We start from the raw sequence: 17,820 nt of genomic DNA on the forward strand, positions 1-17,820 counted from the left end.
GATTAGTGGACAAAGTTATCGGTTAAAAGACAAGCTAAAAAGCGGTCAGCTACATAAAAAATTGAAAGCGGAACTGAGCGAGTAAATTAAAGGGGGTGGATCAGTTTTACTTTAGCAAAGTGGATCAGAATTCAATTGGCATTGACAGCGCAATGGTAATTTCACTGCGAGCCATCTCAATCAGGTCTTTATACAGACTGCTTGACGCGCCTTTGGTGGCCGGCTCCTTAAATTCAATGCTGCTATCATCGGGGATAACCGCCACCGCATCCTGCACCATCTGCTCGAGTGAGTGCAGCAGTGGGGTGATATGCGCCTGGTCCTGGCTGCGCGGATGACGCCCAACCACCCAGGGGGTACCGTACTTCTCACTAAAGCGCATCCAGAACGACCAGCCGGCTTTCTTGAACGTCACCGGCCAGAAGCACAGCGACAGGTCAGCAAAGCCGTAAGGGTTATCAAAGGTAGCGTCTTGCGTCGCCACCACAAATTTGCGCGGCGGTAATAACTCCCCCGTGAGTCCTGACTGCTGGGCTTGAAAGCGTAGGCGATTCTCGCTATCAAAGGTAAACCACTCCGGCGGCTTGCCCACCACATCGGTCACCACCAGATGCCGCCCGTCTTTGACCCAGGTCAGTTCGGCGGGTTGATAGCCAAAAAAGGCCGCATCCAGCAGCTCGCCGATGATGCGGTTCATGTCCCACTGTGCCAGGGTCTGTTCAATAAAGCGCACCACCTGCGCGGGCGCTTGCCCCGCCTCCAGTCCGCGCTCCAGGCATTTGACTGCCGATTTACGCCGCCGGATACTGCTGCCGACCAGTGGCTCGGCGCGTAACTGGCGGTAAACGCCAATCGCCTGCCCCCGCGCGCGCAATATCGGGTCAGGATTGGGTAAATGGCCGAACAGTTGACCCAGACCCGCAGGACTGCGCGCCCGGGTCGCGATGTCACTGAATAACGCTTTTTTATCGATAATCATCAATATCCCTCTAGCAATGAGGAGGCCTGACGTGGGCAGCAGGAGTAAGCGCGCACCGGCCCCTGCGGCTGGTCGGCGGCGTTAAGCGCTAAAAACAGCGCCCAGGCACGGTCAGCGTGCCCGGCGGCGTCACTCTCCGCGACAAAACGCGGTGCCCCGGTCGGACTCATCACTTTTTTCAGTTTATGCAAATCGGCCCGCAGTGCCCCATCACCCTGTGGCAATCGCAAGCGCCGGTCTTCAAATACCTCTTTACCGCGCGTGGCCAGCGTCAACTTGTTGGCCGATGTGAATAACACCCCTTCAACACGGGTGCTGCCATGACGGCGCTTCGCATCTTCCACCGGCTTCTCCCCCATGCCGGTCTGGTCCATGCAGCAGCGCAGCACCCGGTAGTGGGCAAAGACCGCATCGAGCAGTGCATCCTGCTCAGCAAACGGGGCACGCTTGCGGGTAATGATGTCGCGCGTCCAGTACACGTCGCCCACCTGTTCAATCACCCAAATCACAAACAGGTCATGGCGCAGACCGATATCGACCCCGACAAAACAGGGGCCACCCTGATAGTGCTCCGGCTTGCCCGCCTGCGGGTGTTCAACGCCATCAATCAGGTCATAGGCGAGCCAGGCGGAGGCTTCATCCAGCCACTGCAGTTCAAATTCCTGTGACCAGGCATCGTCATCATTAAGCGCCTGTTTGAGGGCAGTAACATCGCGGGGCAGGCCGTCTTTCACTGCCTGGTGAATATCGACCACATGACGCGACCAGACCGTATCGAGAGACGGGTCGGTCATCAGCTCATAAAACTTGTTGCCCTTGCCATTAGGGGTAGAGGTGACGCGCAGCTTATAGCCGTTCGATATCACCGGAAACAGCGCCGACCAGATTTTGCGGCTGTCGGCATGAAAGGCAAACTCATCCAGAAACACGTTAGCCGCGAAGCCACGTGCCGTATCGGGGTTAGCCGGGAGTGCAGTAATGCGTGAGCCGCCGGGCAACACTGCCTCTAGCATCGTGTAACGTTCGCTGCCCGGGCCTTTTACGCTGCCTTCGATTTCGCGGATAGCCAGACCGTACGCCTGACAATGCTTTTTCACCCCTTCTTCCATCGCTTCTTTGGCCTGGCGCTCGCCGCGCGATAAAATCACCCAACGCGCCGAACCGCCGAGGGCTTCCAGCGAAAAACAGTCATCGACAATTTCCAGTGTGGTGGTAAAGGTCTTGCCGGTCTGGCGGGCAAAACAGCCAATCTTGAAACGCGCGGTATCCAGCAGCCAGCGGTTCTGATACGGGTAGAGTAAGCCGTTTTTGCTCATGCGATAATCCCGTAAATTTCTTCACGCACCCGCTTCAGGGTCTCCAGACTGACATGTCCCTTACCTTGTTGCGTCGCCTCCTGCTCCAGTGCATCGAGGCGCGCCGCGATTTTTTCCCGCACTTCGGTCTGGTAGCGTTTGAGACTGACCGACGAGCGGGTCAGGGTGGCAATGCTTTTACCAACTTTAGCCAGTAGCGAGGCGCGCTCTGCGGGGAGCATGTCCTCATCACTGGCCTCACGCACATCAATCAGCGCCGTCAGAATATCGGCCTGGATAGTGGCGATAATCGCCTCCGAGCGTTTGTCCTGGTCATCTTCCGCCCCCTCGGTAATGATACGTGCCATCTCCGTCGCCTCACGGATAGCGGCAAAACGGCGTTGTACCTTCTGGCCGTAACGGGAAATTTGTGCCCGACCGATGCGATAACCCTTCTCACGCAGCAAGGCTTCCAGCTCCCGGTAGCCACTGAAATTACGCTCCGTCAGCGCCCGGTCGAGCCATTCACGCACTGAGGATGGCAGGGTTTCTACCTTGCTTCTCGGAGCCATGTTTATTCCCTCCAGTACTTCGCCGGACGGGCAATGCCACGGATATCGTCGATGACGTATTCCACCAGATTCACCCCTTCCGGCGTCAGTGTGGCGGTCCATGAGCGCGCCGGCGGTCGGGTCAGGCGCACCAGACTTAAGCCGTCAAGGAACAGCAACTCTTTTTGCAGCTCCAGCATGGTCATGTCCGGGTAGAGCGAATGGCCCACATCCCACAGTAGCCGGTCATTGGCCGGATAGGGCCGCGCCTTGTTGATCACCTGCAGTAACACCCAGCGCAACCCTTCGCGGCGCGCCTGTTCGGTCTCTATCATCCTTATCCTCCTGCCACCTGACGCAGTTGTATGGTTTCCAGCTTCTGGTAAATCGCGTCAAGCCGTGACTCCACCACCTGCTGATAATGAATAAATTCGTCGCGCCGAACGTAACGTTCCGGCACCTCCACTTTGAATTCCAGCACCTCGCGCTCAAGGCGTGAGCCTTTATCGGACGCCTCGCGCATCAACCGTTCCAGTGACGCAAACCGTTCGGCCTGACGCTTTTCGGTCTCACGGATAAACCAGCGGGCCAACCCCGCGAGAAAGCCTGCCAGCCCAAACAGGTAGCTCATCAGTACCCAGAAATCGACCTGTAATGTCATGGTGTTAATCCTTCAATATAATCCAGTAATCCATTGACCTGTGCCCGCCAGACCTGACACTGTTGCCCGTTGTCGGTGATATTGGCGAGGATATCGCGCTGGGTAACGGTACTCGGGTGAAGCCGCTCGCCAGCGGACGCAGGGGGCCGGGACGTGTTGCCAGTGCGGCCGGTAAGGGCGGCAGGGACTGAACCGTTAACGTCTGACAGCCCGAGGGCGGTATTGTAGTGCTGCACGAAGCCACGAGTAAACACGCAGGCCACAGCATGCGGCTGGCCTTTTTCATCCTGCCAATGTTGGGTAACGTCATCTATCCGCCTAGTTAAGTGTTGGGTTTTGTCACGAAGCTGTGCAATGCGATTCAGGTAGTGCTGTTCGGCCTGATGCGCTGCCTTTACCTGATGGGTAAAACGCTGTTGTAGCGCTTGCAGGCTTTGTGCGGCCTGCTCGGCGCGCTGTTTTTCCTGAATGGCAAACGTCTCGCGCAGCTGACTGAGGGTTGCCGCGCACCGTTCGGTTGAACGACTCACGCCTTGCGTGTAGCCGTGCCACCACACGCCAGATAACAGCGCGATGCCAAGCACTACACCCAGGCTTTTGATGCTGATAAAATTAAACACAGCTTGCCCCTCCCCAGGTCAGGTAACGCGGTGCCAGGGTGTTTAAAATACGGCGGGGGTAATGGCGATTCTCGCGCCAGGCCGCCAGATTGCGTCCGGCATTGACCCGTTCAATGTGGTGAAACCAGCGCCTGCCATCGAACTCCTGACGTTCCGCTAGGCGGCGGTCACGCTGCACCCAGCCCAAGCCACCATTGTAGGCCGAAAGCGTCATCGCCATGCGCTCACAGCGATTGACCGCCGACAGCCGCTCCCATAGCCAGTAATCAAAACTCACCACTGCACGCAGGCTCCAGCCGGGATTGAGCGGCGCTTTGGCTGCCAGTTCCGGCATGAACGCCCCAATCCAGGCGGTGGTGGCGGGCATAAACTGCCCCAACCCCTGCGCCCCTATGTGGTTCGTGATGCCGGGCTGCCAGCTGCTTTCATGGTCAATCTGGGCGGCAAAATCCGCCACCGGCGCATTAAGGCCCCATACCATCCGGGCGTTGCGTATCAGGTCAGCCCGGTATGCTAGCGCCGCTTGTGGGGGACGCGCCGCATTGGCATCAAGCGCGCCACCAAGGAGCACTATCAGCAAAAGGAACAACAGCCATCTGGGGTCGCCCTGTGGGTGTTGATAGCGGTTCATGGTCATAACCCCATTGCCACACTCAGGCACACTGCCGCCACAATCACCGCCCGGCGCAACTGCGCAGCGGCAAACACCTGATGGCAGCCGCCGCGCACTGGATGTCGGCCTTGTGCCACCTCAGGGTGGTCATGGTGCAGGTATTGTCCGGGGCGGGCTTTGGGGAACAGCGAACGGTCAAGCCAGTAACCAACCACCGCCGCCAGGGTAATCAAGGCCAGCTTGTACAACACCACCGGCAGCTGCTGCGGTGACACCAGGCCAATCACCAGCAACAGACCGGCAGCCGTGAGCAACCAGCCGCCCAGGCGCGGGGTTTTAAAGTCGGTCAAGGTCAATTTTTTTCGGATTTTCATCACGGTCTCCCTAACTATTAGACAGACAGTGTGACAAGGCAGGGCGCTAAACGCTTTTAAAGTCCTTTAAAAGGCTTGGTAAAATTTAAAAAGCAAGATAGCAGAAATTCAATAGTAAAACGAAGGAGAAAGAGATGAGTTGGCATGAACGAGAAGAGGGTACCTGGTTTTTCACGAAACGCAAAGATGAAACATTTTATAATGCGTTTCAGCGATGCACAAATAACGACATATACATCGCCGATGAATCTGATTGGGCGGCGTTGCTAGTGATAGCAGCAGATCTTATTGCGGCGAAACTGAATCCTGGCGGTAAGTCAGGGCCTCTCGGTTCCAGCTTTCAAGTAGAGAGTTGGGAGAACGATGAAGTTCAACCTCAAAATGCTGAATAATATTTTCTAGTGTAATAGGGCGTTGATGGTCAATGAGCGCAACAACTGCATTTCCGATAATAATTGATTCTTGAATGAATCATTTAAATTTTAAATCATCAGTATCTTAGTAGAAAAAGCGCGACCCACCCGGTGCCAGAACACCGAATGGGCCGTCAACACACAGCACCGACCTGTGAGTCAACCGTGGCGCTTTCCGTCCTCGAGGACAGAAAGAGCTTACACTAATTTCCATTAGTGAAAAAGGCGAACAGTGAATGCAGCAAAATTTTTTACCGATACTGCCCTGGATAGGCGGTAAACGGCGGCTGGCCAAACAGATTTTACCGCGCTTCCCGGCGCATACCTGCTACGTGGAGCCATTTTGTGGCGCGGCGGCGCTTTACTTTATGAAGTCACCCAGCAAAGCCGAGGTGATTAACGATATCAACGGTGAGCTGGTCAATCTTTATCGGGTACTCAAGCACCATCTGGAAGAGTTTATGCGCCAGTTTAAATGGGCGCTGGTCAGCCGGGCGATGTATCAATGGTTGAAAATCACCCCAACCGAAACCTTAACCGATATCCAGCGCGCAGCCCGTTTCTATTACCTGCAAAAATAGGCATTCGGCGGCAAGGTGGCGGAGCACACCTTTGGTGTGACCACGACCAGTGGGCCACGCCTGAACCTGCTACGGATGGAAGAGGAGCTGTCGCTGGCTCACCTGCGATTGTCTCGCACCACCATTGAACAACTCGATTGGTCAAGCTGCATTGCCCGTTATGACCGCCCGCACACCCTGTTTTACTGCGATCCGCCGTATTGGGGAACAGAGGGCTATGGCGTGGATTTTGCTCTGGCAGAATATGAAAAACTGGCGGAGATGGGACGAGAACTGGCGGGGATGATGATTATTTCCGTCAATGATATTCCTGAAATGCGGGTCGTGTTTCAGGGTTTTGCGATGGAGAGCGTGCCGATTCGCTACAGTCTCAATAGCAATCAGCCCACGCAACGACGTGAGCTGATTATTACCGTTAAATAACCCCATTCGCAGCCACGAATGGGGAAGGGTTAAGCGCGGTGACGGGCGGCTTTTTTCTCAGTCATGGCGGCCAGAGTACGATATGCAATATCTCTGGTTTCCCCTGGGATATGGCGGAACGCGGTCAGTAAGTTCGCCTCTTCCTCATCGCGCACCACATCGAGCGCACTGGCTTCATCACTGCGCTCGCCGGTCATCACATAATTGAGGTCAACCCCTAATGCTTTCGCCGCGATTAAGTAACCCGCATCAGGATGGCGTTCACTTTTTTCGTAGTTGTATTGAGTTAGTTTTTTAACCCCACAGCGTTCAGCGAACATCTCCTGGCTCAGTCCCAGCCGTAGACGTTCCGACTTCAAGCGGTCTCCCACCCCTTCTAGCGTTAGCGTGACCCACTGCTGGGTATCGAGTGGAGTCTCTTCATCGCTCGCGGTAGACATAGCGGTTTTGCCAGCCAGTTGCTGACTCAGCTGTTGTAACTGCTTTTCTTTTTCTGCTACCAGTTGCTGGCTGCGTTTAAGCGCCGCTTCGTCCTTACGTAACGCGGCTCGTAATTCCCTCACCGACATCCGATCAACGTCATCTAGCGTCAGGCCAGCAATGGTTCCGCCTTCGGCCAGTTCAGCAAGGTCTTCGTCATCTTCTAACATCAACTCATAGAGTTTGGTTTTACCCAAAAACGCCAGCGATGGGGTTTTTGATTGCAGCGTAGGAGAGAGATATTTAACGGAGGCTTTCATCAAACGCTGTGCAGTAGTAGGTGTTAAACCTAATCTGTCGGTTACAATATTGATAAACTCCCCATGCGGTTCATTCTCTTTGATAATAATAAGTCGCTTCCCCGCCTCCAGCATGGCTTCGGCACTTTGCGCCATATAAAAGCGCGCTTCATGAACAATCCTCTCCCTTTCATAGGGTAGCCCGTCGCCAAAACGCGCCATCACCTCCTGTTGGGCGCTGTTTTCTGTATTTTTTTCAGGGTATGCAATTGACCACCACCACCACGCAATCGTGATATTGTCCTCTGTATTCACAGACAGGGCAGTTGCAGTTTTTTTCTTTGCCATACAGCTCTCCTTTCAGGTCGATAACGACCCGTGGTTTTTCATTGTGATGAAGAATATACAAAAACAAACAAAAAAGACTTTACATTATTTTGCATGGTATTGTATATTTATTTTTAACTTTTTATGACGGAGATAACACCATATCACTGCAACACCCCGCCGACTTTAAACGCTGTTTTTATAACCATGTCTACCAGCAATATCCCTCTATGAGGGCTTGGGCCAAGGCCAACAAATTTGATCACAATCATGTATCCATGCTACTGAATGGGCGCTGCCAGGGCTGGCGCGGTGAAGCGCGCAAAATCAAACAGGCGATTGAACAGATAATGGGTTCCCCCATGCCATCGGGCCAAAAGCGCCATAAAAAATAGGCTATGTAGGCGTTAAATGTTGTAAATCTAATGGATCCCACACTTTTTCTTGTAAAATCAAATGGTTGATTAGAGTTTTATGGCACTCGAGTATGCGTCTCCAGTCCGGATAATGCCTAGGGCCTGTTAGATGTACAACATTTAACGCCTACATAGCCAAAAAATAACATTCGCCCGTTTCACTGACGGTAACACAATTTCCATTAATGAAAAAGAGTCATCCGATGAAAAACACCTTATCCCTGCACGCGTCTTCACGAACACGGCGGGCGCTGCGTATTTTAAAAGCGATGAAAGGGCATTACCGCGAGGGTCTGTCCAATAAAGCGTTGGCAGAGCTTATTAAAGACTCTCCGGCCAATATCAGTCGCACCCTGCCGTTTTTAGTGGAAGAGGGCATGGTTGAGCAGCGCTTCAATGGGAATTACGGCCTGAGTGAAGAATTGATACAGATTGCCATTGCCTTTTTTGATGAAACGGAACGGGCACAAATCAAGATGGCCGAAAGACGTGGGCGCTGCGTAGCATCACCGTCAAAACCGTAAGAGGAAAAAATCATGGGTAGAAAAGCGTTACCGATGCCGGCTGATATCACCCCCGAGCAACCGTTGACACCGGATTTAATGAACAACCTTAATGCCCTGGCTGAACATCAGCAGGCGATTATGGACAAGTACGGCGAAGGCTTGCCCTATCAGCGCGAGCGCATTGTGCATGAAGCGCGCTTCTATATGGCACAAAGTGCCGAAGCCATGCTGGAGGCGGGCAAGCGACTCATCATTATCAAAGAAAATGAGCCGCACGGCGAGTTTACTAAAATTGTTACTGAGCAATTAGGGCTGGCAGAGAGAACAGCGCGGAGGATGATGGAAGCGTCACTAAAATATTTATCGCCTCAATTAATGGGAAAACGGCCTACGTTGGCCGGATTAGGAAAAGCAAAGCTTTTTGAATTGATGACCCAGGATGATGAAGAACTCGCTGAACTCGCCGAAGGCGGCACCATTGCTGGCCTGACACTGGATGATGTCGATCGAATGTCTGTACGTGAACTCAAAGCAAAACTACGTGATACAGAAAAATCACTTGAAGCCAGCCGTCGCTTAGCCAATGAGAAAGATCAAAAGATCAATGAACTGAGCGAAAAACGCCTGCTCGATCAACATCGCCCATTAGGGGAAGAGGGCGTACGCCAGCTCCGTGAAGAGATTGGCCTGGTAGGCTTTGATGTCAAGGCCATATTAATGGGCCGCTTTCGGGAAGGGCTAGAAAAACTGAGCAGCCACAGTGGCGATATCACGTCCCACGCCGATTATCTAGCGGGCTTACTTAATAATATTGAGTTTGAAATCAATGTGTTACGCAGTGATTTTTCATTGCCCCACCACGCAGTATCAGAGTTGGTCCCTGACTGGGTAAAAGACGATAGTGATGCCGAAGACGCCGATTTTCAGTTACCGGAACACCTACGTGGCTCGGGGCAGGATAACGGCGAGGAGGTGGTGTTATGAACGCCATCCTGACCGAACGCCTGTTAGCGATTGCCCAGGCCGCCGAAAAAGCCGGACATGGCGGCAAAGACGCGGTTTATCAGACAGGTTGCCAGGCACTCGGCATTTCCAAAGCCACGCTACTGCGAAAAATCAAACAGGTAAGCGCTAAACCGCCGCGCAAGCAACGGGTGGATTGTGGCACCAGTGCCCTGACCCGTGAGGAAGCGCTGCAAATATCCGGCGTGATGATGGCCTCGCATCGCAAAAACGGCAAGCGCCTTTACAGCCTGGAGCAGGCGGTTAATGACCTGCGGGCCAATGGCCTGATTAATGCCGGGTATATTGATAACGAGACCGGCGAGTGGTTCCCTCTGTCGGTCGATGCCATCAGCCGAGCGCTGTACCAATATCGCCTGCACCCCAACCAGTTACGGGCACCAGCCCCGTGCGTTCAATTAAAAACCGAGCATCCCAATCATGTCTTATATCTTGATCATTGACTGTCAAAGGTTAATGATCCCCAACTGATCATTGGGATGTTACCGGTGAGTTTGTACGCTGCCTTAAGCTTAGAGCTTGTACCTCAGATTAAACCCTGGTGACATATTCATCATCGTCTTCAAAACCGAACGGTATCTTGTGCTACGAGCACGTATTTATAAGGAAGGTTAGGACGATATATTCAATTATCTGTTTTTCATGAGAGAATTTACCATGATCAAAACCTCAGTGGGTATTGATGTCGCTAAATTAAAATTCGATGTTGCAGTATGGGTTGAGAGAAAAAAATATAAAACAAAGGTGTTTTCAAATACTTCATCTGGATTTGCCCAGTTGCTAAAGTGGTTGTCTGTTTACGGAGATTGTCATATTTGTCTCGAATCGACAGGGATTTATAGTTTTCCACTGGCTATGTTTCTGGTTGATAATGGTATTGATGTCAGCATAGAAAACCCATCACGTATCCATTCATTTGGTGAAAGTGAACTGAGTCGGAATAAAACGGATAAAGGGGATGCAAAAATGATAGCACGCTATTGCGCCCTGCATACGCCAAGCCTCTGGACTCCGCCTCCATTGAGTGAACGTCAACACGAGTTTCGCACCAATAAAAAAACGCTCTATTTTTAAGTTTAATTCAGCATGATATATAAATAGTCAAAACCTTATAAATCAAATACAACTTATTGTAATTTAAGAAAATTTATGTTTTTTAGTAACTTGCAGATTAATCATTGCTTTTAAGCCATTTTTAGAATTTTATATGCCTGTGCGAAACTCGTGAATGATAAATTCGGTCAAGGATGTTGTTGCCAATGGCACTATCCATTCAGCCACTCAGGCTATCGATGATTTTTTGTCGAAAGCAACAGAATTGCGAACTTCGAATGAAGAAATCAAGCCTGTAAACCTGAAAGAGCTTATTAGCGATTACACTGACTTATTGGAAAATCGTCTGCAAAACGGAGAGCAATCAAATACCTTAAAAACAGGGATAGGTGAACTGGATGAGATAACAGGGGGTATCAATCCGGTAGATTTAGTGATTGTCGCTGCCAGACCCGGTATGGGGAAAACCGAATTTGCATTGAAGATTGCCAAAAGCGTTGCCAGTCAAGAAATAAGGGACATCAAACAGCGGCGAGGCGTGCTAATTTTTTCAATGGAAATGGACTCAGGCCAAATCATTGAAAGACAGATTGCCCAAGCGTCAAATCTTCCCGTTTCAATGCTGAGAAATCCATCAAGATTAGAGCAGGAGCACTGGAATAAGATAACTGGTGCGATTGGTTTGTTGCATGATTTAGATGTATGGATAGTGGATGCAAGTAAACTTACCGTTGAGCAAATAGCCTCTGTTGCCACCAGACAGAAAAAAGAGTATCCCCAGCTCTCGTTAATCATGGTTGATTACCTCGGATTAATTGATAAACCCAGAGCTGAACGAAATGACCTAGCGATAGCGCATATTTCGGCAAATTTGAAACGGCTGGCTAAAACATTAAAAACGCCCGTAATCTCATTGAGCCAGTTATCAAGAGAGGTTGAAAAGCGGACAAACAAGCGCCCTGTTAACGCTGATTTACGGGATTCTGGCAGCGTTGAGCAAGATGCAGACAGCATTATCATGCTATATCGTGACGGGGTTTATAACGAAAATTCACCCTCAGCGAAGTATGCTGAAATTATCGTAACCAAAAATCGGTTTGGCAAAACGGGGACGGTTTATCAGGAGTTTGAAAACGGTCATTTTATCGACACCAATCAACAAGAAGCAGAAAAAATCTCACAATCATCTCATCAACAAAGTTTAAGACGCCACGCTCAAGGCGTAACGATTTAATCAGGACACCCCCAATGAAATACAAAATTGAAGCAACCCTTGTTAAGGATGGCGGTGCGCCCGTGTATTGGTGGCACTATAGTGATAAGAAACTCTCAGAACAGGATTGTTTAAAAATGTTATCCCAGCCGTCCATGTTTAAAATGCAATTTAAGGAAATTGATTATTACTGGACGGGAGGCAGTGCTGGAAAGCGTGACAAACTGCCAAAAGTATCAATAGAAAATTTCACTTGTACTCCGCTAAACACCACCAAATAAAAATCAAATAGGCAACAACATGAAAATGCAAAGCATGGCAAATCACCGTGAGAGATACCTTTGTGTTCAAAGTGAGGACTCCGGTATATTTAATCTTCGAAAAGCGGTTATTTCCGGTAACTGGTCAGCCATTAACAACGGTATCTGCACATTAACCGATTTAGGACTGAGACACGATGGTAATGGGGTAGTGTGGCTTAATTCGGGGATTTCCGTTCATGAGGCAAATAGTGATACCGGACTAACAGGTCAGGATAAGCAATCTTATAATTATCATTCAGAGGTGCGCACAGTTAACAGATTGAATAATAATGATTATTATCAATTTGTGCAGCCTAAAGATATTGATAGTTATGCGCTGAATATTATTTGCAAAGTTAGTCAGCAATTCACTGAACGGAAAGATGGTTCACCTTTGGTTACCTTCGCGTTGTTGATTGACCAAAAAACACGGAAAGAAGCCGTTGATAATTGGATATTATACCGTAATCCCAAGCAAGGCGATAAATACACGATTCTGAATAAACATTACCATCGTGGATTAATAAAAATCTATAAGGCTAAAGGCTGGCAAGCTGAACCGCTACGATGTATCGGGAATTTAATTCGTAATGACGCGGAATTTAGCAAACTCATGAAGCGACTTGGTTATATCAAGGTACGCACTCGAAAGATAACCGGAAAGCTCAATGATTTTTGGATTTACCGATGTAAAGAAAAAACGCTCAAAGAGGTGCGCACAAAAGAAATAATTAAAAACAATAAGTTAATACGATTTGTGCAGCATACAAAACAACCAATGAAAGCCTTTAAACATATTCTCGTCGATGGTGAATACCGTTATGTTTATGAAGACCATATTCATTTTCTGACAAAAAAGCGCCAACGGATAGCGGGTAAACAGGTAATCGGTTATACCGCTAAAGGGGTGGAGATGAGAGAGGTTAAGCCATGAATGAAAACTTATAACATCACTGTTCCTTTTCCCCCTTCAGTCAATCACTACTGGTATCACGCAAAACAAAAACACTTCATCACACCAAAGGGCAAATTATACCGCCAATTGATAGTCGCTGAAATAATGCGGCAAAAGCTCTGTAAGCGATTATCGCAACGTTTAGGGGTTGAGATAGGGGTGTATCCGCCTGACCGTCGTAAACGAGATTTAGATAACCTGATGAAAGCACCGATTGATGCGCTGTGTCATGGCGGTTTGATAGTTGATGATTCTCAGATAGATGTGTTGCACGTTGAGCGAAAGGAAATCATTAAGGGTGGGAAACTGGTTATTACCATTTGGGAAATTACGTAATTCAAGAAACCACCTTAAACATTCAACGCAGGGCATTGAGACCATGCCTCTATTCCTATTTTTGCCGGAGGGGAGATGAGTAGGCACGTAAAAGATTTACTGGAAGCATGGGGAAACTGGAGCATGACCCGCATTGGAACCGAGTACAAAGGTATGTCTACCATTGCTCCTATTAAATTCGACGATGACAGACTTTGGCTAAGCGATGAGGAAGGCGAAATAGTTGATAAAGCCGTAGCAGGATTAAAAAAATATGATATCGATGGATATAACATTATTTGTTTACATTATCAGCATCATATTTCATGCCGGATGATAGCTAAAAACTGGAGGAAAAGACCTGATTATATCACCGCTTACATGGGTAGGGCTGAATCCTACATAGCGGGCACTGTTCACACACTCCTTAAAGCAACAAATTGACAACACCGTATAGACTATCGTATGCTGACCGTACTGAATACATAAGCGGTCATCCGCACCCGATAGCCATGCGGCTTTTTTATGTCCGTTATACGGCGTAATCACATCCGAAGGCCGGGTGGAGAGGCGTAATAAAACACCTGAAAGGGGAATATGCCCGGAGCTTCTTATGTAGCTCAGTTGACACCTGGCTACCAGCGACTAACTGGTAGCTGTAGACTAAATACATAAGGAGGCCGAATATGGCTAATTTATCGATTCAATCAATCTCATTTTCTTTCAAAGAAACTCATAATGTCCGCATAAAAATAATTGATGCTGAACCATGGTTTTGTCTCAAAGATGTTTGTGAGGTTCTAACGATAGCAAATTCACGACGTGTAGCGTCTGAAATACTAGATCAAGATGGGGTACGCAAAACGTACATCACTGATTCTATAGGAAGAGAGCAAGAAGCAGCATTTGTGAATGAACCTAATTTGTACCGTGTGATTTTTCGTAGCAATAAGCCGGAAGCAAAACAATTTCAAGATTGGATTTTCAGGGAAGTTCTTCCATCTATACGCAAAACGGGTAAGTATGAGCACCCGCAATACTCTCCAGAAGCAAGAGAATTACTAACCGCAGATGACACCTCACATCTTTCTCGTCTAATTTGGACGATGGCTAATGGCTTCCGATTTGAGCGTTCGTGGACGCAAGGTATCTGGTATGCACTCCGTCATGCAACAGGTGTAGACTCACCTCAAAATTTTGAAGTCAACCAAATACCCATCATCGCAAAAGAATGTGAAAAGATTTATAACTTCACCAATGGTGTTAAAGAAGCGATCTATGAGGCAGAGAAACAGGCCGTAAGGCGAGTACTCCGCAAACGTGAGGATGCAGATAAGGTATTAGCTGAAATGAAACAATTGCTTGAAGAGAGTAATCAGGAGCATACTTTTGTTCTGGCAGATACACTAACACGCTGGCAACAAGCAGAGATACAGCAATTTTTAGAGCGACGTTAAATACTGATCAAATACTCAGTAAAATGCTTGACTGTCCGTACATCCGTACAGTATTATATGTTATAGTAGCGCAAAGCTATTGAGTTAGCGCTTAAACATATTATCAGAACCTCGCTTTTTGCGGGGTTTTTCTTTGTTACAAAGAAATCTTAAATTACTTACGCGCTTATATGTTGCTATATGCAACAAAATGACGTATATTAATTATCCGGACATTTTTATTGTTTCGAGACGATGCGTCAACGCAGCATTCCATAAAAAGCGTTAGAGAGGTTAAATATGGCTACAAGTATACGTTTAGATGATGACTTCGTAAGCGAAGTGAAGAGTCATGCGCTCACTTTCAGTAGAAGTGTGCCAAAGCAGATTGAACATTGGGCTAAGATTGGACGGATGGCGGAAGATAATCCGGATTTACCCTACGCTTTTATTCTTGATTCTTTGCTGGCTAAAAATGAAGTCGACAACGGTAAGGTGTCGCAATATGTCAGAAGGACAAAAAAGTCAGAAGATTAATGTTTACGAAACAAGGCGTTTCACAAAAGCATTAAGTAAATTACCCGATCAGCTTCTTTCTTTGGTAGAAGATGAAATCCAAAAAATATTAGATAATCCAAAAATTGGCGAGCAAAAAAGGGGTGATTTAAGTTTTCTTAGGGTACATAAATTTCAACTCAATAAACAGTTAACATTGCTAGGTTATAGTTGGGTAGAAGATAAATTAGAATTATATCTTTTAAATTTAGGCTCTCATGAAAATTTCTATCAAGTACAAAAGCAATCCCGAAATAATGACTTAAAACTCATTAAATCACAGTAACTTTTAATTTTAATTAAGCCACTTAATGTGGCTTTTTTCATTTATGCCACCGCAATACTCACAAATAAAGCAGCATAAACTAGTACACGAGTTTCGCACAAGCATATAAAATTCTAGAAATGGCTTCAAAACAATGATTAATCTGTAACTTACTAAGAAGTATAAATTTACTTAAATTACAATAAGTTGTTTTTAATTTATGAGATTTTTTCTATTTATATATTATGCTGAATTAAACTGAAAAATAGAGCATTTTTTTATTTGTGCGAAACTCGTGTAGTAAAGCGGCTGGCTCCCTTTTTAATTTAAAGCAATGGAACCCTCAACGGGAGGGTATATGCGTATGTTTGAAAAACACTCAACCCTCAATGCTTATTTGTCCGGTATTCTAACGACTTTGATGGGTTTTAGTATTGACCAATGGGTCGCCCTGATAGGGATAACCTGTACGGTTGCGACCTGCTTAGTCAACTGGTACTACAAATGGAAGGAACTCAAGTTAAAAGAGCGTCACTATGAAGATACCGAAAAAAATATTGATGGCAACGGGCGGTAGTGCGCTGTTTTTAGCATCAAGCATGATAACTTATTTTGAAGGATTGAGACTCAAACCCTATTTCGATGGGGGCGGTATTCTTTCTGTTTGCTACGGGCACACAGGTAACGATATTGAGCGTAATCGAACGTACACCAAAGCCGAATGTGATAAGTGGCTTAATGACGATTTAAACGCAGTTAAACGTTACGTTGACCCGTTGATTAAGGTCAATATCAATACACTGACTCAGGCAGCGCTTTACTCATTCGCTTACAACGTTGGTGTTGGCAATTTTGCTAAATCCACGTTACTCAAAAAGCTCAACGCTAATGACCGAAAAGGCGCGTGTGATGAGATGAAACGATGGGTTTATGCTGATGGTAGAAAGTGGAAAGGGTTAATGACCCGTCGGGAAATAGAGAGCGTAATATGTTATGGCGACCTTACGCATTTGTCGTAGTGATTATTGCTTCATTGATTTTATCACTCTTTTTCATCAATTCACGTTATCAAACCGTCAAGCAAAACTACCAAACGTTAAAACAGCAATATCAGGCTCAATTCGAAGCCGTGAAATTACAGCAGGACAAGATTGATGTTTTGCAAAAGATTGAAATTCAACAGACTGAGAAATTAAATAATGCCAAAGCTGAACTGGATAAGCTGCATGATGCTTTGCGTGCTGGCACTAAACGGTTGCGCGTCAACGCCGTGTGTCATACATCCAAAACCGTTACCGCCCAGAGCCGATATGATGAAGCCACCCCACAACTTGGCGAAGCAGCTCGACAAGATTATTTCCGTCTCAGAGAAATGATAGTTGAGAATGAGAAGCTGACGGAATATCTACAGCAGTACATCAAAACACAATGTCAATAAATCAGTAATTGATACGTTCAAATCTTAACAATCCCAGCGCAACGCACGCGCATCCAATAACACAGAACCTTACAGAAAGTCGAGCCTGAAGAACGCCGTTTAAAATGGTGCTTTTTCTGTGGGCGGCTGTTCTGTGCGCGCAGGTTCGATTTTCTATAAGGAAAAGTACGATGAAATCAGTAACAACTAAAAATGACAATTTTTTAGTAACCGAAATGCCAACAATGACCAGTTTGGAAATGGTGGACTATATTAATGCTGACCGGGAATCAAAAGCGGAGGCAGAGGGACTAACGTTTCCTTGCAAAAAATATCGCAAGTTACAGCACAATGATTTTTTGAAGAAAGTACCTAAAGTTCTGGGCGAAACATCAGGGAAATTTTTCTCTGATGTTATTTTCACCGCTGGAAATGGTGCGAAAGCAACGCGAAAGATTTACCGATTTCCTAAGCGTGAAGCTTGTTTGATGGCAATGAGCTATAGCTATGAGTTACAAGCTAAAGTCTATGACTACATGACGGAGTTGGAAGAAAATAAAGGGTTAGCTTTTACTATTGAGCAATTACAAAATATTGTTGCTACTGCACGGAAAGCATCTGATGAAGATTCGTCTGATGCGGGGCGAAGATTACGTAAACGACAAGATGATTTATTTACGCCACGAGTTTCGCACAAAACTAATTTGGGTACGCTAATAAAACACGGATGTGCTCAGCAATAGCATTTTTGATTACGTCCCAATTTTGTTGATAAAGGGTTATTTTTTCAGATATACGACGTTTATGT

Annotated in this window: 26 protein-coding genes and 1 pseudogene; 18 read left to right on the forward strand and 9 right to left on the reverse strand. The window is 47.4% G+C overall.

Annotation, left to right across the window (positions count from 1 at the left end):
• Positions 1-124 precede the first annotated feature (124 nt).
• The 8 genes from CBG25_RS19900 to CBG25_RS19935 are packed head-to-tail and all read right to left on the reverse strand — an operon-like array spanning position 125 to position 5,093.
• Positions 125-979 carry a DUF935 family protein gene (locus CBG25_RS19900; protein WP_290608809.1) on the reverse strand — a complete coding sequence of 285 codons (855 nt, stop codon included), beginning with the start codon at positions 977-979 and terminating at the stop codon, positions 125-127.
• Positions 979-2,295 (reverse strand): terminase family protein, encoded by a 1,317-nt coding sequence (locus tag CBG25_RS19905; RefSeq protein WP_290608811.1) that lies wholly within the window; start codon positions 2,293-2,295, stop codon positions 979-981. The genes CBG25_RS19900 and CBG25_RS19905 overlap by 1 nt, the downstream gene beginning before the upstream one ends.
• Positions 2,292-2,846 (reverse strand): DUF3486 family protein, encoded by a 555-nt coding sequence (locus tag CBG25_RS19910; RefSeq protein WP_290608813.1) that lies wholly within the window; start codon positions 2,844-2,846, stop codon positions 2,292-2,294. Before CBG25_RS19910 ends, CBG25_RS19905 begins: the two co-directional genes overlap by 4 nt.
• Positions 2,847-2,848: 2 nt before the next feature.
• Positions 2,849-3,160, reverse strand: a complete 312-nt coding sequence (locus CBG25_RS19915; RefSeq protein WP_290608815.1) for a hypothetical protein — start codon at positions 3,158-3,160, stop codon at positions 2,849-2,851.
• Positions 3,161-3,162: 2 nt separating this feature from the next.
• The gene (locus CBG25_RS19920; RefSeq protein WP_290608817.1) at positions 3,163-3,486 is read right to left on the reverse strand and encodes a hypothetical protein; all 324 of its coding nucleotides are present in this window, start codon (positions 3,484-3,486) and stop codon (positions 3,163-3,165) included.
• Entirely contained in the window at positions 3,483-4,106 is a 624-nt protein-coding gene (locus tag CBG25_RS19925) for a hypothetical protein (RefSeq protein WP_290608819.1), read from the reverse strand. Before CBG25_RS19925 ends, CBG25_RS19920 begins: the two co-directional genes overlap by 4 nt.
• Positions 4,099-4,743, reverse strand: a complete 645-nt coding sequence (locus CBG25_RS19930; RefSeq protein WP_290608820.1) for a transglycosylase SLT domain-containing protein — start codon at positions 4,741-4,743, stop codon at positions 4,099-4,101. Before CBG25_RS19930 ends, CBG25_RS19925 begins: the two co-directional genes overlap by 8 nt.
• Positions 4,740-5,093 (reverse strand): putative holin, encoded by a 354-nt coding sequence (locus CBG25_RS19935; RefSeq protein WP_290608821.1) that lies wholly within the window; start codon positions 5,091-5,093, stop codon positions 4,740-4,742. Before CBG25_RS19935 ends, CBG25_RS19930 begins: the two co-directional genes overlap by 4 nt.
• Positions 5,094-5,227: 134 nt before the next feature.
• On the opposite strand from CBG25_RS19935, the gene CBG25_RS19940 reads away from it, so the two are divergent.
• Both CBG25_RS19940 and CBG25_RS19945 read left to right on the forward strand, forming a co-directional pair.
• Positions 5,228-5,485 (forward strand): hypothetical protein, encoded by a 258-nt coding sequence (locus tag CBG25_RS19940; RefSeq protein WP_290608822.1) that lies wholly within the window; start codon positions 5,228-5,230, stop codon positions 5,483-5,485.
• 257 nt (positions 5,486-5,742) lie between these two features.
• A pseudogene (locus CBG25_RS19945) lies at positions 5,743-6,510 on the forward strand (DNA adenine methylase).
• A gap of 29 nt (positions 6,511-6,539) precedes the next feature.
• Here CBG25_RS19945 and CBG25_RS19950 read toward each other — a convergent pair.
• The gene (locus tag CBG25_RS19950) at positions 6,540-7,499 is read right to left on the reverse strand and encodes a helix-turn-helix domain-containing protein (RefSeq protein WP_290608852.1); all 960 of its coding nucleotides are present in this window, start codon (positions 7,497-7,499) and stop codon (positions 6,540-6,542) included.
• Between the two features lie 676 nt (positions 7,500-8,175).
• On the opposite strand from CBG25_RS19950, the gene CBG25_RS19955 reads away from it, so the two are divergent.
• The 16 genes from CBG25_RS19955 (at position 8,176) to CBG25_RS20030 (ending at position 17,755) form a co-directional block, all read left to right on the forward strand.
• A complete protein-coding gene (locus CBG25_RS19955) occupies positions 8,176-8,496 on the forward strand; it encodes a helix-turn-helix domain-containing protein (RefSeq protein WP_290608823.1) in 321 nt (106 codons plus the stop codon).
• Positions 8,497-8,508: 12 nt separating this feature from the next.
• Positions 8,509-9,462 (forward strand): DUF3102 domain-containing protein, encoded by a 954-nt coding sequence (locus CBG25_RS19960; RefSeq protein WP_290608825.1) that lies wholly within the window; start codon positions 8,509-8,511, stop codon positions 9,460-9,462.
• Positions 9,459-9,944: a hypothetical protein gene (locus CBG25_RS19965; protein ID WP_290608826.1), complete on the forward strand. Its 486-nt coding sequence runs from the start codon at positions 9,459-9,461 to the stop codon at positions 9,942-9,944. Before CBG25_RS19960 ends, CBG25_RS19965 begins: the two co-directional genes overlap by 4 nt.
• 214 nt (positions 9,945-10,158) lie before the next feature.
• A complete protein-coding gene (locus tag CBG25_RS19970; protein ID WP_290608827.1) occupies positions 10,159-10,575 on the forward strand; it encodes a transposase in 417 nt (138 codons plus the stop codon).
• Between the two features lie 154 nt (positions 10,576-10,729).
• Positions 10,730-11,788 (forward strand): DnaB helicase C-terminal domain-containing protein, encoded by a 1,059-nt coding sequence (locus CBG25_RS19975; protein ID WP_290608828.1) that lies wholly within the window; start codon positions 10,730-10,732, stop codon positions 11,786-11,788.
• A 14-nt stretch (positions 11,789-11,802) separates the two neighbouring features.
• Complete coding sequence (locus CBG25_RS19980; RefSeq protein WP_290608830.1) at positions 11,803-12,048, forward strand: DUF1187 family protein; 246 nt, start codon at positions 11,803-11,805, stop codon at positions 12,046-12,048.
• A gap of 19 nt (positions 12,049-12,067) precedes the next feature.
• Entirely contained in the window at positions 12,068-13,003 is a 936-nt protein-coding gene (locus tag CBG25_RS19985; protein ID WP_290608832.1) for a hypothetical protein, read from the forward strand.
• Positions 13,004-13,360, forward strand: coding sequence for a RusA family crossover junction endodeoxyribonuclease (locus CBG25_RS19990; protein ID WP_290608834.1), 357 nt, complete (start codon positions 13,004-13,006; stop codon positions 13,358-13,360).
• A gap of 75 nt (positions 13,361-13,435) precedes the next feature.
• Positions 13,436-13,783, forward strand: coding sequence for an antiterminator Q family protein (locus tag CBG25_RS19995; protein WP_290608836.1), 348 nt, complete (start codon positions 13,436-13,438; stop codon positions 13,781-13,783).
• A gap of 242 nt (positions 13,784-14,025) precedes the next feature.
• Positions 14,026-14,796 (forward strand): BRO family protein, encoded by a 771-nt coding sequence (locus CBG25_RS20000; RefSeq protein ID WP_290608839.1) that lies wholly within the window; start codon positions 14,026-14,028, stop codon positions 14,794-14,796.
• 279 nt (positions 14,797-15,075) lie between these two features.
• Positions 15,076-15,312, forward strand: coding sequence for a hypothetical protein (locus CBG25_RS20005; RefSeq protein ID WP_063657177.1), 237 nt, complete (start codon positions 15,076-15,078; stop codon positions 15,310-15,312).
• On the forward strand, positions 15,281-15,616 hold the full coding sequence (locus CBG25_RS20010; RefSeq protein ID WP_290608842.1) for a type II toxin-antitoxin system RelE/ParE family toxin: 336 nt from the start codon (positions 15,281-15,283) through the stop codon (positions 15,614-15,616). The genes CBG25_RS20005 and CBG25_RS20010 overlap by 32 nt, the downstream gene beginning before the upstream one ends.
• 337 nt (positions 15,617-15,953) lie before the next feature.
• A complete protein-coding gene (locus CBG25_RS20015) occupies positions 15,954-16,172 on the forward strand; it encodes a phage holin family protein (RefSeq protein WP_290608844.1) in 219 nt (72 codons plus the stop codon).
• Positions 16,132-16,614, forward strand: a complete 483-nt coding sequence (locus CBG25_RS20020) for a lysozyme (protein ID WP_290608846.1) — start codon at positions 16,132-16,134, stop codon at positions 16,612-16,614. Before CBG25_RS20015 ends, CBG25_RS20020 begins: the two co-directional genes overlap by 41 nt.
• Positions 16,584-17,033 carry a lysis protein gene (locus CBG25_RS20025; protein WP_290608848.1) on the forward strand — a complete coding sequence of 150 codons (450 nt, stop codon included), beginning with the start codon at positions 16,584-16,586 and terminating at the stop codon, positions 17,031-17,033. The genes CBG25_RS20020 and CBG25_RS20025 overlap by 31 nt, the downstream gene beginning before the upstream one ends.
• A 170-nt stretch (positions 17,034-17,203) precedes the next feature.
• Positions 17,204-17,755 (forward strand): Rha family transcriptional regulator, encoded by a 552-nt coding sequence (locus CBG25_RS20030; RefSeq protein WP_290608850.1) that lies wholly within the window; start codon positions 17,204-17,206, stop codon positions 17,753-17,755.
• Positions 17,756-17,820 lie beyond the last annotated feature (65 nt).

Source organism: Arsenophonus sp. ENCA (genome assembly GCF_002287155.1).
GTDB lineage: Bacteria > Pseudomonadota > Gammaproteobacteria > Enterobacterales > Enterobacteriaceae > Arsenophonus > Arsenophonus nilaparvatae.

What these genes read in the sequence shown, in the direction of transcription:
- CBG25_RS19995 (WP_290608836.1), top strand. Translation starts at nt 13,436, where the DNA reads ATGAGTAGGCACGTAAAAGATTTACTGGAAGCATGGGGAAACTGGAGC.
- CBG25_RS20015 (WP_290608844.1), top strand. Translation starts at nt 15,954, where the DNA reads ATGCGTATGTTTGAAAAACACTCAACCCTCAATGCTTATTTGTCCGGT.
- CBG25_RS19965 (WP_290608826.1), top strand. Translation starts at nt 9,459, where the DNA reads ATGAACGCCATCCTGACCGAACGCCTGTTAGCGATTGCCCAGGCCGCC.
- CBG25_RS20005 (WP_063657177.1), top strand. Translation starts at nt 15,076, where the DNA reads ATGGCTACAAGTATACGTTTAGATGATGACTTCGTAAGCGAAGTGAAG.
- CBG25_RS19985 (WP_290608832.1), top strand. Translation starts at nt 12,068, where the DNA reads ATGAAAATGCAAAGCATGGCAAATCACCGTGAGAGATACCTTTGTGTT.
- CBG25_RS19930 (WP_290608820.1), bottom strand. Translation starts at nt 4,743, where the DNA reads ATGACCATGAACCGCTATCAACACCCACAGGGCGACCCCAGATGGCTG.
- CBG25_RS20020 (WP_290608846.1), top strand. Translation starts at nt 16,132, where the DNA reads ATGAAGATACCGAAAAAAATATTGATGGCAACGGGCGGTAGTGCGCTG.
- CBG25_RS19920 (WP_290608817.1), bottom strand. Translation starts at nt 3,486, where the DNA reads ATGACATTACAGGTCGATTTCTGGGTACTGATGAGCTACCTGTTTGGG.
- CBG25_RS20025 (WP_290608848.1), top strand. Translation starts at nt 16,584, where the DNA reads ATGTTATGGCGACCTTACGCATTTGTCGTAGTGATTATTGCTTCATTG.
- CBG25_RS20010 (WP_290608842.1), top strand. Translation starts at nt 15,281, where the DNA reads ATGTCAGAAGGACAAAAAAGTCAGAAGATTAATGTTTACGAAACAAGG.
- CBG25_RS19940 (WP_290608822.1), top strand. Translation starts at nt 5,228, where the DNA reads ATGAGTTGGCATGAACGAGAAGAGGGTACCTGGTTTTTCACGAAACGC.
- CBG25_RS19980 (WP_290608830.1), top strand. Translation starts at nt 11,803, where the DNA reads ATGAAATACAAAATTGAAGCAACCCTTGTTAAGGATGGCGGTGCGCCC.
- CBG25_RS19910 (WP_290608813.1), bottom strand. Translation starts at nt 2,846, where the DNA reads ATGGCTCCGAGAAGCAAGGTAGAAACCCTGCCATCCTCAGTGCGTGAA.
- CBG25_RS19915 (WP_290608815.1), bottom strand. Translation starts at nt 3,160, where the DNA reads ATGATAGAGACCGAACAGGCGCGCCGCGAAGGGTTGCGCTGGGTGTTA.
- CBG25_RS19960 (WP_290608825.1), top strand. Translation starts at nt 8,509, where the DNA reads ATGGGTAGAAAAGCGTTACCGATGCCGGCTGATATCACCCCCGAGCAA.
- CBG25_RS19990 (WP_290608834.1), top strand. Translation starts at nt 13,004, where the DNA reads ATGAAAACTTATAACATCACTGTTCCTTTTCCCCCTTCAGTCAATCAC.
- CBG25_RS19970 (WP_290608827.1), top strand. Translation starts at nt 10,159, where the DNA reads ATGATCAAAACCTCAGTGGGTATTGATGTCGCTAAATTAAAATTCGAT.
- CBG25_RS19900 (WP_290608809.1), bottom strand. Translation starts at nt 979, where the DNA reads ATGATTATCGATAAAAAAGCGTTATTCAGTGACATCGCGACCCGGGCG.
- CBG25_RS20030 (WP_290608850.1), top strand. Translation starts at nt 17,204, where the DNA reads ATGAAATCAGTAACAACTAAAAATGACAATTTTTTAGTAACCGAAATG.
- CBG25_RS20000 (WP_290608839.1), top strand. Translation starts at nt 14,026, where the DNA reads ATGGCTAATTTATCGATTCAATCAATCTCATTTTCTTTCAAAGAAACT.
- CBG25_RS19975 (WP_290608828.1), top strand. Translation starts at nt 10,730, where the DNA reads ATGATAAATTCGGTCAAGGATGTTGTTGCCAATGGCACTATCCATTCA.
- CBG25_RS19905 (WP_290608811.1), bottom strand. Translation starts at nt 2,295, where the DNA reads ATGAGCAAAAACGGCTTACTCTACCCGTATCAGAACCGCTGGCTGCTG.
- CBG25_RS19955 (WP_290608823.1), top strand. Translation starts at nt 8,176, where the DNA reads ATGAAAAACACCTTATCCCTGCACGCGTCTTCACGAACACGGCGGGCG.
- CBG25_RS19935 (WP_290608821.1), bottom strand. Translation starts at nt 5,093, where the DNA reads ATGAAAATCCGAAAAAAATTGACCTTGACCGACTTTAAAACCCCGCGC.